Below are 12,084 nucleotides of genomic sequence, written 5' to 3'. Positions count from 1 at the left end.
ATACAAAGTGAAACATTAGCTCAGGAGGTAAACAGGTGGAAATACTAAAAACTATTGATTTATGTAAGACTTATGGAAGTGCAGAGGCAAAGGTTGAAGCTTTAAAAAATGTAAATTTCTCTGTTCAACAGGGAGAATTTGTTGCCATCGTAGGAGCCAGTGGATCAGGAAAAAGTACCTTAATGCATCTTCTAGGTGGAGTGGACCGCCCGTCTAGTGGACAGGTCATCATCGATGGTACGGATCTTTACTCCAGAAGTGAAGAGGAGCTCGCTGTATTCCGAAGACGGAAAATTGGATTTATTTTTCAATCATACAATCTGATCCCGGTCCTATCTACAGAGGAAAATATCAAGTTACCGATGCTATTGGAGAACAAAAGGGTAGATGAAAATTATGTTCAGGAATTACTGGGTATATTAGGTCTGACCGAGCGGATACATCATCTTCCATCCGAATTGTCAGGCGGACAACAGCAAAGAACGGCGATTGGCCGTGCGTTAATTAATAAACCGTCGATTATTTTGGCGGATGAACCTACCGGAAATCTGGATAGTAAAAGCGGCAGGGATATCATGGATTTACTTACGTTTTCCGTTAAAAAATATAATCAGACGTTAATCATGATCACGCACGATTTGAATATTGCTAAAATTGCAGATCGAGTCGTAAGAATCGAAGACGGAGTCCTTCTACAAGCAAATGAGGTGAGTGAAAGTTGAAAAGCTACACAGATCTTACCGGAAAATATTTAAAGGTACAGAAAAAAAGATCGATGCTTACAATATTCGGTATAATCTTGTCGGTTACACTGTTTACTTCCATTGGAACAATCGGGGTGAGCTATTGGGATAAGTCAGTCAGACAAACCATGCAGGACTTCGGAGATTACCACGTCTCTTTCAATGGTATTTCAGGAGAAGCAATCCCGAAAGTCAAAAACAATGCAGCCGTAAAAAGTGCCGGCGTCATCAGTAGAGAAGGATATGCTGTCCTTAGGGAAACAAAAGAGAAGGAAAAGAAGGAAGATCCGTTTGCCGCACCCTACCGGTACTTGAATGTCAAGGGATATAATGCGAATGCAATGAACATGCTTCAGTCACAGCTAGACTCGGGCAGGTACCCGGAAAATTCGGATGAAATTATCCTTTCATCTTCGAGTCTGAGTTATTTTTCAAAAAAACCAAAGCTTGGAGAAACAATTACGCTAAACCTTGGAATCCGGAAGGTGGCGTCAACTGGTGAAGACAAAAAGATTAACGGACTTGGCGATACTGGTTGGGATCTTGACGAAGCCTTCCAAGCTCAATCCCAAAGAGAATATACTGTTGTAGGCTTTATGAAGCCGTCAAGCAAAGAGAATTGGTCTTCCGGATACATCTTTCCTGCAATTACTTTCAATGATTACAAGAGTATCGATAACAACAAAAATTACTTTATTTACGTCAAAATGAAATCTTTGAAGAACATCAAAGAAAAGACGGAAGCCTTGATGTCCTCTTTACAGCTGAGTAATGTCGAACAAGGTTCCGCTATGCAACTGGATAGGGATAACTTTATTGAAAATGTAAGAATTGAGTACAATAATGAACTGCTTAAATTGTATGGCAAAAGCATTTATGAAGGTGTGAATAACAGCTTAATCCTAACTTTCGCTGCTGTCATTGCGATTATAATGATTTGTACGATTGCAATGATTTATAATATTTTTCATATTTCTGTACTGGAGCGGATTTCACAATTTGGTATGTTAAGATGCATTGGAGCTACACCAGCCCAAATTCGCAAAATTGTGATGCAAGAAGCAACCCTGATAAGCTTGATCGGCATACCCATCGGGATTCTCACAGGAACCCTTTTTATGAAGGTATTGTTTTACAATATCAGCTTGTTAACGTTAGGTTTCTTAAATGATATGAGAATGGTCATTTCCCTACCAATTCTAATCTCTGCCGGTTTATTGGGCTTGCTGAGCGTATACCTTTCCGCTATTGGACCAGCAAAACAAGCAGCTCGCGTATATCCTCTTGAAGCGTTGAAAAATGCGGGTAGCTCGAAGGTTGAAAATATCACAAAGGTCAAAAAGTCTCTGTTTGTTAAAAAGCTGTTTGGCGTCGTAGGGCAATTCGCAAGCAGAAACTTGCAACGGAACAAGAAACGTTTCCGGATTACAGCCTTTTCCATGATTATTAGTATTATTTTATTTATTGTCTTTAGTGGTTTGGTTGATTTCATGCAGCAAATAACACAGCTCTCAGGTGCGCAGTATTCTTATTCGCTTTCCTATGATGGTCCTTCAAGTCGAATAGACGATACTGTGTATCGGGATGTTTCTAAGCTTGATGCTGTTCAACAAGCCTACAAATTTTACAGGAATCAAGTAGATGCAATCATCCCTAAGGATAAGATCAATCCCAAATATTATGGATTTCATAAGGATCGATACATCGTTACCGAAGGGGGAGGGTATCGAACAGATAATAATTTCCTTGTGTCCTACGGAGACAATGGCTTGGATGCTCTGCAATCCAAACTCACGGCCGGAAAGATTGACAAAGAGAAAATGAACCAAGAGAATGGCGTTATCGTCCTACAAAAAATAATGATGATGACAGAAGAAGGCAAACGACTAATTCTCGATCAAACCCAATTTAAGGTTGGAGATCACATCAAAATCCGAACAATTGACGGAAATCATAATAAATATCAAACCGTGACTGTGGTCGGAATTGTCGATCAAGATTTGTTATCGAAGAAATATAGTACAGGTCAAGATCTATCATTCATTACGACGCCGAAAGTATACTCCAAGATTATGGGTAACGACACTTATTCCAGAATATTTATCCTCGCTAATCCTGATATATCAAATCATCCTATAACGGACTATCTTAAATCATTAACTGATAAAAACGCTGGTTTTAACTACCATGATCGAGTGGCAGAGGTCGCTCAAGCTAAAAACGATGCAAAGACTTTTAGTATCTTGCTTTACGGTTTTATCGGTGTCATTGTTCTAATTGCTTTCTTGAACATTGTAAATACAGTAAGTACGAATCTAATTCTTCGTACGAAAGAATTTGCAACCCTCAAGGCCATCGGCATGACCCAGAAGGAAGTGAGAAAAATGATTATTTTAGAAGGCGCATTTTATGGACTATTTGCAGCCGTGATCGGAATTATCCTAGGGACGACGCTGAATTATGGAATACAAGTTCTCTTTGCGAGTGCTTTGGATACAGATTGGGTGTTCCCGTGGTACAGTATCAGCATCGCTTTCGCAGGTTCGATGATTACGACGATCGTCGCAACGATTGGGCCGATGTACAGGTTGAATAAAGTTAGTATCGTAGATGCTCTCCGGAGTGAGAACTAGGATCGGTTGGTTAAAAAGTGTAACACAAAGCCAGCTAAAAATAATGAATTTAAAACAGGCACCCTTTAATCATATGGGGTGCCTGTTAAATCGTTCTTTAAATACTTCAGTACCGTGCATTCTCTGAGACATTCATTTGCAACGCGTTATCACTTAGAGAACAATGATGTGCCTAGATTGAAAAACCAATTAGGACATTCCTCAATACAAACGACCATGATCTATCCACATTTAACTGATGAAGAAATGAGGAAAGCAGTTAACAATATGGATAAGTGATGTAAACCTTGATAGAAAACAAAAGTAATTTATAACTACTTGTAATAATGATTTTATTTAAATAAGAGCTTAAATATGAAGATGTGACAACAAGTTTATACCTTTCAAGAAGAATGAGACCAGAAATATGGAGTTCAAAATTATTATTAGGCTTGTTCCAACAAAAGTCATATAAGAAAAGGGGTAAACTTGTTGTCATAATCTCTAATTCGGTAAACTTGTTGTCACTGGACAATTGTACATCGACATAAAGTTACCAACCAAAGAAACCCTTATTTTATAAGGGTTTTTGATTTTTTAGTAGGCAACTTTGTGTCATTATTTTGTGACACAAAGTTGCCTACTTGGCTGCGTAAGTGACACAAAGTTACCTACTTGATTGGAACAAGTATACATCCTTGGTTCCCTAATAGGAGATTAATGTTATGATGGAAAAGCCCCAAGCGTGCTGTTGTTCCGCATCTCGACCCGATCAGTTCGCATAGTTTGATCATTAAGGCTAATTCCCATCGGGCAGGTCAGGAGCTACAGGGCAAAAAAATATGCAGTACCTCAGAGTAAAAACTCCATAATACACTCAGATATTTGGCTCATTAAGCGATTTTCCACTCACTTCATTTCCTATCTTAGTATAAACCATCGTCATATTGACATCAGTGTGTCCTAGTTGTTCCCTTAGCATTTCCAAATTATTATTCTCCTTATTGAATTTGGTTGCGAAAGAATGTCTGAGTTTATGCATAGATAGACCAGGCTTACCGTAAGCTTTTGCGTATCGCTCCATCATTTTCTGGGCAGCTCTCACCGTCAACCTATTTGTTTTCCCGGATGGACCAGTCGGAAGAGAAAGGAAACAGCCGTTTGCTGTTCGGCAACACTGTAACGACTTTCTCGAATTTGTAGGTAGGATGTAAGATCTTGAAGAGCGTTATCACTTATTATTATAGAATCTTTTTTATTTCCTTTGCGATTACGAATAATATGGATTTATGCGGATTAATGTCATTTAGGTCTAACGCAATCGCTTCCGAAATTCGCATACCTGAACCGAGGATTAAGCTTATAAGAGCTAAGTCACGTTCCACATTTTTTAGATGTGAGTTAAGCAAACGTTTATTATACTTGACGATTTCTTTAAACCTTTCAGTTATAAATAAACGAAATTCAAAAATTTTATTATCCAAAAGAATTTCATTTTCGATGCGCGTTGCTTTTGTTTTAATGTTATTTGCATGATTTACGGAAAACACTTCCCTCATATTACGTTTTAAATAAGGGAAAGAGCTATGTTCATTCTCAGATAGTTGTGACAGATAATTGAATAAGGATTTAAGTGAAGCGTACTTACGATCAACTGAACTTGGGGCGTTATTATGTTTAATTGTCAAAAAAGTCCTCATAGTGACCTATATCAGATAATTGAAAATTTTCCAGCACTTTAAGTAGAAGTAGTGTTTTTTCAACAAAAGAAAACATTGGATTTGTGACGAAATCCTAAAAAATTGAAAAGTTAAAAAATATTGAGGTGTATTGGGGATGTATTCTCCTATTAAGGAAATAAACAATGAAATGGGTCGAAACAGATTTTTCGCTTTTAGCCGAAGATTGAAAAGAGAAATTAGACTCTACAGGCCACTTCAATATGACCACTGGCCAATGGTTGAAACGGATCTTAACGTAGAAAATTACTGTGAGAGGCCAAAAAAAATCGTAGTATCAGTTGCTCGCGAGATTATTCAAACTGTATTTGATATGTGGGTTAAAACAGCGAAGGAAGAGGTATTCATTTTTTTAAGAAACGCCTATGAGATTAATATCAATGATCATCGAGTTAAACAGAAAACACTAAAAGAATTATTAGCTCAGCAAATATGGTGCAAAGAAATGAAATATAAACATCGAGTTGTTACTGATGAGGAAATTAGAAGCAACTTAATTTTACTTGCAAATAAAAAAACTCTTATTCCTTATTACGTGCCTATTAATGAACTTAGAAATGAACTATACACTTTAATCATAGATAAGCTTTGTAACGAACCAATAGCTATTTGAGAACTGGAGAAAATACCTGGCTTTCATGCTATTACTGTAAGAAATCATATTTCGCCATGATTTATTATGGAATCGTTAAGTTTAATCAAAATCATGAAATTATCAAGCAGCGATTATTCACTTCGGATCGGCGACTGCCATGATGGATGAGCCGTTCAGGCAGACTTATTTTGATGCCATGGAGGACGCTGTTAAACATGATTGCTTTGTCTCATTTGACCCTAATTATCGGGTGGATTTGTGGTTAGAACGTGTTGAGGAATTTATTGTGTTTTCAAAGCGAGGCATCGCCATATCTGACTTGGTAAAGGTGAGTGAGGAAGAGCTACAATTGATTACAGGCATAACAGTTAGAGAAATTGCAGTGGTTTCCTTACACCAATGGGGTGCAAAGCATGTTGCTGTAACGCTTGGTAAGGCAGGTACATATATATCCGACGGAGTAAATGCAGTTCAGGTTCCCAGTTATCCCGTTCGGTCAATTGACTCAACCGATGCTGGGGATGCTTTTGTTGGAGCACTACTCTATCAAATTAGCATGCTAAATAATGCAAGGAATTAAATCTCGAAATTTTAAAAGATCATGTTCAATTTGCAAATAAAGTAGGTGCAATAGTCTGCACAAAGGTTGGCGCCAATTCATCACTACCAACGTTAAACGAAGTTAATGAACTTTTGATACATGACCATCAAATTTAGTAATATCAATTTCTTATCCAGTTGTGAGACTCCTTGATATCTAGCAAATATCAAGGAGTCTCACCCCCTAAATCAACACACATACTCCACTTCATGTTATCAATAGAATTCATTCAACCCAAATTATACATATAAATGTCGATACTAAATAATGCTTGTAGATCTGATAAGAATTTGATTTATGTTTAATTGTGATATAAAATACTATCAAAAGATACAATAAATTATTAATTAGGAGAGGTGATAGACCTCTAAAACAAAAAAAGAAAGTTCAAACTAAGTGGAATTTTGGATGATGCTACCCAATTAACGAGTTATTAGGAGGAAAAATATGACCCAAAAGATTATCATTATAGGCGCGGGGATTAGTGGACTTTCATTGGCTATCTTTTTGAAAAGAGCAGGAATGGATTGCGAAGTATATGAAAATTTCCCTTACAAGAGAGTTGAAGGATCCAGCTTTCGTATCAACAAAAGTGGCGTCCATGTGATGACAGAATTAGGGATTGAAGAACAAGTCAAAATGAATAGTCACTCTGCCGATCGGATGCGGCTCTTAACTACTGACAATATAGAAATCGCTTCAATTAATTTAATGCAGAATTCTACTTTTAGCAGACGATCCATTTACATGCAGCGGTCCGAACTTGTTGAAGTTCTGATGAGACAAGCTAACATTAGTGGCGTTGCTGTTCATTATAATAAAAAGCTCACCAGCTTCTCACAAGATGCTTCGAACGTAATCGCCTATTTTGAAGATGGTCAACAAGTAATGGGTACTGTATTGGTTGGTGCTGATGGTTTACATTCCATCGTAAGGAACCAAATGTTCCCTGATAACTTATTAAAATATGCGAAATCATGGGCATTATATGGAATTGGAGCATTGAAGGATATTGATAGTAATTTAGTACAAAACCTATTGAGTGGTGATGAGCTATTTTATTTCGCAGAAAATGCCAATTTCCTAGTGTCCAAAAGCCATCCAACCAATGAATTGAACCTCTCTTGGCAAGCATCTGGATATCAGGAAAGGAAAATTTCAAGAGAGGAATTCGAATTAAAAACTCTGAATGAAATGAAATCAGATTTGTTACGACGTTTTGGTGAACATGGGGCGTTGTCTGAGATCATCAAAAATTCTTTCAATATTATCCCTAAGCAAATATATTGTGTTGACCCTATTCCGAGTTGGTCGAAAGGAAGGGTTGTTGTCATAGGAGATGCTGCACACACAATAAACCCGAATACTGGATATGGGAGCTCAGTGGCCTTGGAAGACGCGCTATACTTAGCGAAGATGTTACAGAAACATCATTATACCGACGCATTTTATTATTTAGAAACGGATCGTAAAGATCGTATAAAGGCTATTCAGGATACCGTAAAAACCTTTGATGTAAGTAAAGGGTTTGATTTTAGTAATGGTTTTGATATTGGCATGTTTAGTGGAACCGGCATTGATCCAGAATACAAGGTTTATTGGAATAATTAACCCCCGAGTTTTCATAATTGGCCAATACCTCCATAGCTGTGGAGGTTATTTGGTTTGATCGGAAAAAGGATAGCATAAACAAAAAGTTTGTCAGTTTGTCTACTCTCAATATTCTTTACAATGTACTCTTCATGAATAACACGGAGATCCACGTGCAATCCTCAAGAATTTCTTCATAAAGAGTTCATTTCTTGTTGATATGGGTGACATGAGGCACTTTAGTGATGCAGGCTGGATAAGAACATAGTCCCAAAATAATAAAAGTTGCAATTAAATTTTCTTTGGTTTACAATACACATAAATGATAGAATGTTCTATCAATAAATAAAGTTTTATTTCATTTTAAGCTTTGATAGGAATGATAAAGGTGCAAAAAAGAAAGGTAATCCCCTAATCCCTGAGCTTATGAACCACATTAGTTGACGAAATCAAGTGGTCTACGTTTTTCTGGATGAACTACGCCGTTTAAAGATAAATACTTTATTATAAGTTATTTATGTTTGATGTGACAGCAGGATTGGGATGATTCTAATAATGACAGTTAAGGAAATATTTGCATGGAATGGTTGTTTCTTATTGTTGGAGGAATTTTAGAGATAGGTTGGGCCTTAGGTTTGGCATTTTCAGATGGGTTTACAAAAATAGAAATTGTTATCCCTACTGTCATTCTAATGGTTGGAAGCTTCTATTTTTTTGCGAAATCCATAAAAATCCTACCTGTATCTACAGCCTATGCAGTTTTTACGGGACTTGGCTCTTTTGGTACCGCTCTTGTTGGAATGATTTTTTTAGGAGATAAAGTAAGTGCACTTAAAATAATGTTAGTGTGTACGCTGATTTTTTGTATTATAGGTCTAAAGTTAGTATCTAATCAACCAAAAAAAGAAGCAGGTGTATAGAATATGAGTTGGTTCTTTTTAGTACTAGCAGGTTTATTTGAAGTTGGTGGGGTCATATTTTTGAAATTTTCAGAAGGTTTCACTAAACTGAAGCATACATTTACTTTCGCTTTGTTTCTCGGGTTAAGTTTTATTTTTCTTTCTTTGTCTTTAAGAGAAATTCCAATTAGTATTGGCTACGGGATCTGGACAGGTATTGGTGCCTCAGGAAGTGTACTGTTAGGTATGTATGTTTTCAAAGAGCCTAAGAATGTTAAAAAATTAGCATTCGTCGGCGGAATTATCTTTAGTATAGTTGGATTAAAGTTTGTATCCTAGCAATTAAAAAAACAATAAATTTGAGGTGTGATTCCTGTTATACTTTCAAGTGAACCATTATTGAATGCAAAAAACATTTGCTCACCAAGAGGTGCGATATGAAGAAGCAAGAACTTACGTCAATTAAGCAAATGCGATTGAATACTATTTTAGATGAAGCGACTAAGTGCTTGATTGAGAAGCCGAGTGCTTCCATGCATGAGATTGCCGAATCTGCAGGAATCGGCATTGCAACCTTGCATCGTTATGTTGAGAGCCGGGAACAATTGATGATTTATTTAGGGTTTCGTGCTATAGAAGTTGTTGCAGAGACTACGCAAGATATCAGGTTGGATGAAGAGAATTACGAATCCTATATTCCTGAGCTCATTGAGGCCTTGATTCCACTCGGTGATAAAATTTATTTTCTGAACCATGATGCTAGCGTCAATGCTAACAAAGAAATCGAGGAAGAAGATGAGAAGTTAAGAGAACCTATACTACATGCAATTGGGTTTCTGCAACAGAAAGGGTATTTTCATGCAAATATTGATAAAAACTGGATTATCAATGTCCTGTACTCACTTCTATTTCTTACTTGGCAGCAAGTAGTGGAAGGGAATATTGCCAGAAATTCCGCAGCTGAGTTGGTTGTGAATACTTTTTATCATGGTTTTAAAGAGCATAAATTGTAAGTGCATAGTGCTTAACAATGATAAAATTTGTTTCAAAAGATACATTATATATCATTCACAGGGAAGTAAACTTCTCTAATCAAGTATTGAAGGCGGGGATGATGTATGTTCATTGAAAATGCGATGGGGAAAATCAATATATCCAAACAAATTATTTCTAAAATCACTCTCAAATCAGCAAATGCTATTACCGGGATCACGTGCGCATCAAATGGAATTATTAAAAATATTACTAGTCGCTTCGGCGGAAACAGTAGTCAAAATGGCATTGAGTTAAAGGAAACCGCTACAGGACTCGATATTCACTTATGCATAACCATTCAACACCGATTAAACATGCCAGAAGTCTGTAAGGTACTTCAATCGAATGTTAAGGAAGCTGTTGAAAATTTCACTGGAGTAAGCATTGACCGCGTTAATGTAACTATTGTGGGGGTATCCATTGATTGATCTCATACGGGAAACGTTAACCATTCATCAAACGAGAAGGTAGCCGATCAACTTGATCGACTGCCTTTATTCGTTTTTTCTTGTATAAGAATCATTAGTAGGGGCGAACGGTTGTGGACAAAAACATTCATCTTGAAGTTATCCTAGACGTATGCGAGGTTCGGATAGGGGATAACTGTTTGTTGGGTCCTGGCGTTCATGTCTATACGGCATCACACCCCATAGATCCATATGAACGAATTAAAGGTCCTGAAAATGGAGCACCTGTTTCTGTTGGCAACAATGTTTGGGTAGGCGGAAGAGCTGTGTCGATTGGACATAACGTAATCGTCGCATCAGGAGGGGGGGGGATCCTGCCAAAGTGATCCGTTCGATAAATCTGAGTGAGGATCCTAACTAAGAAGAAATATATTTAGTCTCATATAGATGTAAGATTTAAATTGAAGAGCTATATCCAAGACAGGATAGAACCATGAGGTTTGAGAATCTTCCATGTGAGTACATTCAATATTGACTTAAAAAAAGTCCAGGATTTCCTCCTGAGCTTAATTCTTGCTTTAATCCCATAAAAAGGGATTCCGCTTTCGCCAGTTCGCGCATCGTCTGCACGATCGCTCCGTCCGCCGGACGGGCTAACAGTCATGTAATCGTTTTATTAGTAGGTCCATCGGACGAGGTTTTCTGTTTGTCGGTTTTACTCCCCGATCCGCCACAACCCGTGACCGGGCTCCCTATGTCAAAGAAGGTATGGCTTATATTCCGCTGCGTTATGTAGCACATTGCATGGAGTTTCCGAGAAGGATGTGATGTGGGATACCCCGTCGCGAACAGCTACCTTTATTAAGACAGTTATACAATTCAAGGCAGGCAGTAAAGTCATGATGGTCAACGGTGTCCCCCATCAGCTTTGATGCTGCTCCTGAGATTATAAACGGGAGATTAGCTTTAACATGTCAATGAACAATTGATTCAACTTCAGAAGGAATATGCAACGAAGCTCCTCTGCCACGTGAATCCTTACACTGGCTTAGCCCTAATCGACGATCCGGCGGTTATGACCATTCAGATCAGTAATGAGGATTCGGTCTTTAAGGGCACGGAAGATATAAAGGATACAAAAGGCATCGTACCGTACCGACAGGAGTTGCAACGCCGCTTTAACCGGTACCTGCTTGCCAAATATGATACAAGGAAGAATCTGGCCGATGCCTGGACATTTAATGGCGTCTGTGCTCTAGGCACAGAGGAAGATCCGGAGGAGTGCACCGTGCTTTTCCCGGAGGGAGATTTCTATCAGGTTCAGAATAACCCTATGGGTGAATGGACAGGTATAGAGAGCCCCGCTATCCCCATTTCACAGAATTCGGCATTTATATTAACCGTCGGTATTATGGCACAATGATTGACCATGTTCGCTCTCTGGGGGCGAAAGTACCCATTGTGACTAGCAACCTGTTAAACGGCGCTGCGGATGTTTATTCCCATGCTGACGGCGACTTGATGGAGAACATACCTACTTCAACCATCCGATACCGCTCTTCGACGAGGCTAAGCCGAAAGTGGCAGATATGCGGGAATATGTAACTTCCAATCCATTGACCGTTCATAAGGACGGCTTGTTTCTCCGCACCAACATGCTTCAGATGGCCAGCACGGCAGTGGTGGCGGGCAAACCCTTTATCTTGAGCGAGTGGAACGAGTATGGTGTTAACCCGTTCCACTCCACGGCGTTCATTTCGATGGCAGCCTATGCCTGTCTGAACGACTGGGATGGTCTCATCGTTTACTGCTATCCTACGTCTGAAAGCTGAAACGACCAGCCTGCCGATGAGATTACCAACA

General features: G+C 38.4%; 13 protein-coding genes and 2 pseudogenes. 13 read left to right on the top strand and 2 right to left on the bottom strand.

The window, feature by feature from the left end:
- Positions 1-35: 35 nt before the first annotated feature.
- From KAI36_RS13240 to KAI36_RS13230, 3 genes and pseudogenes are all read left to right on the top strand, one after another.
- Positions 36-722, top strand: a complete 687-nt coding sequence (locus tag KAI36_RS13240) for an ABC transporter ATP-binding protein (protein ID WP_220025078.1) — start codon at positions 36-38, stop codon at positions 720-722.
- Positions 719-3,376, top strand: a complete 2,658-nt coding sequence (locus KAI36_RS13235; protein WP_220025077.1) for an ABC transporter permease — start codon at positions 719-721, stop codon at positions 3,374-3,376. Before KAI36_RS13240 ends, KAI36_RS13235 begins: the two co-directional genes overlap by 4 nt.
- A gap of 99 nt (positions 3,377-3,475) precedes the next feature.
- Positions 3,476-3,655: pseudogene (locus KAI36_RS13230) on the top strand (tyrosine-type recombinase/integrase); the annotation flags it as partial.
- A 577-nt stretch (positions 3,656-4,232) separates the two neighbouring features.
- Here the strand turns inward: KAI36_RS13230 and KAI36_RS27710 are convergent.
- Positions 4,233-4,460: a tyrosine-type recombinase/integrase gene (locus KAI36_RS27710; protein ID WP_481856519.1), complete on the bottom strand. Its 228-nt coding sequence runs from the start codon at positions 4,458-4,460 to the stop codon at positions 4,233-4,235.
- A gap of 136 nt (positions 4,461-4,596) precedes the next feature.
- A complete protein-coding gene (locus KAI36_RS13220; protein ID WP_220028015.1) occupies positions 4,597-5,043 on the bottom strand; it encodes a site-specific integrase in 447 nt (148 codons plus the stop codon).
- A gap of 217 nt (positions 5,044-5,260) precedes the next feature.
- Between KAI36_RS13220 and KAI36_RS13215 the strand changes: the two genes are divergently transcribed.
- The 10 genes and pseudogenes from KAI36_RS13215 to KAI36_RS13170 all read left to right on the top strand — a co-directional run bounded on the left by KAI36_RS13215 (position 5,261) and on the right by KAI36_RS13170 (position 12,053).
- Positions 5,261-5,707 carry a hypothetical protein gene (locus tag KAI36_RS13215; RefSeq protein WP_220028014.1) on the top strand — a complete coding sequence of 149 codons (447 nt, stop codon included), beginning with the start codon at positions 5,261-5,263 and terminating at the stop codon, positions 5,705-5,707.
- A gap of 112 nt (positions 5,708-5,819) precedes the next feature.
- A complete protein-coding gene (locus tag KAI36_RS13210) occupies positions 5,820-6,269 on the top strand; it encodes a PfkB family carbohydrate kinase (RefSeq protein ID WP_346730208.1) in 450 nt (149 codons plus the stop codon).
- Between the two features lie 468 nt (positions 6,270-6,737).
- The gene (locus KAI36_RS13205) at positions 6,738-7,901 is read left to right on the top strand and encodes an FAD-dependent oxidoreductase (RefSeq protein WP_220028012.1); all 1,164 of its coding nucleotides are present in this window, start codon (positions 6,738-6,740) and stop codon (positions 7,899-7,901) included.
- A 557-nt stretch (positions 7,902-8,458) separates the two neighbouring features.
- Positions 8,459-8,800, top strand: a complete 342-nt coding sequence (locus tag KAI36_RS13200) for a DMT family transporter (RefSeq protein WP_220028011.1) — start codon at positions 8,459-8,461, stop codon at positions 8,798-8,800.
- 3 nt (positions 8,801-8,803) lie between these two features.
- Complete coding sequence (locus KAI36_RS13195) at positions 8,804-9,118, top strand: DMT family transporter (RefSeq protein ID WP_220028010.1); 315 nt, start codon at positions 8,804-8,806, stop codon at positions 9,116-9,118.
- A 98-nt stretch (positions 9,119-9,216) separates the two neighbouring features.
- The gene (locus KAI36_RS13190; RefSeq protein ID WP_220028009.1) at positions 9,217-9,792 is read left to right on the top strand and encodes a TetR/AcrR family transcriptional regulator; all 576 of its coding nucleotides are present in this window, start codon (positions 9,217-9,219) and stop codon (positions 9,790-9,792) included.
- 105 nt (positions 9,793-9,897) lie between these two features.
- Entirely contained in the window at positions 9,898-10,242 is a 345-nt protein-coding gene (locus KAI36_RS13185) for an Asp23/Gls24 family envelope stress response protein (RefSeq protein WP_220028008.1), read from the top strand.
- Between the two features lie 140 nt (positions 10,243-10,382).
- Positions 10,383-10,583, top strand: a pseudogene (locus KAI36_RS13180) (DapH/DapD/GlmU-related protein); the annotation flags it as partial.
- A gap of 668 nt (positions 10,584-11,251) precedes the next feature.
- The gene (locus tag KAI36_RS13175; RefSeq protein ID WP_220028007.1) at positions 11,252-11,644 is read left to right on the top strand and encodes a hypothetical protein; all 393 of its coding nucleotides are present in this window, start codon (positions 11,252-11,254) and stop codon (positions 11,642-11,644) included.
- Between the two features lie 166 nt (positions 11,645-11,810).
- Positions 11,811-12,053 carry a hypothetical protein gene (locus tag KAI36_RS13170; RefSeq protein ID WP_220028006.1) on the top strand — a complete coding sequence of 81 codons (243 nt, stop codon included), beginning with the start codon at positions 11,811-11,813 and terminating at the stop codon, positions 12,051-12,053.
- Positions 12,054-12,084: the final 31 nt, after the last annotated feature.

This window comes from Paenibacillus sp. S02 (genome assembly GCF_019454065.1).
GTDB lineage: Bacteria > Bacillota > Bacilli > Paenibacillales > Paenibacillaceae > Paenibacillus > Paenibacillus polymyxa_B.
The sequence above is the reverse complement of the archived record's forward strand: the minus strand, read 5'-3'. Positions and strand labels throughout refer to the sequence as shown.

Bases quoted from the DNA above. Each gene is read 5' to 3' on its own strand.
- KAI36_RS13205 (WP_220028012.1), top strand. From the start codon at position 6,738: ATGACCCAAAAGATTATCATTATAGGCGCGGGGATTAGTGGACTTTCA.
- KAI36_RS13200 (WP_220028011.1), top strand. From the start codon at position 8,459: ATGGAATGGTTGTTTCTTATTGTTGGAGGAATTTTAGAGATAGGTTGG.
- KAI36_RS13195 (WP_220028010.1), top strand. From the start codon at position 8,804: ATGAGTTGGTTCTTTTTAGTACTAGCAGGTTTATTTGAAGTTGGTGGG.
- KAI36_RS13190 (WP_220028009.1), top strand. From the start codon at position 9,217: ATGAAGAAGCAAGAACTTACGTCAATTAAGCAAATGCGATTGAATACT.
- KAI36_RS13185 (WP_220028008.1), top strand. From the start codon at position 9,898: ATGTTCATTGAAAATGCGATGGGGAAAATCAATATATCCAAACAAATT.
- KAI36_RS13170 (WP_220028006.1), top strand. From the start codon at position 11,811: ATGCGGGAATATGTAACTTCCAATCCATTGACCGTTCATAAGGACGGC.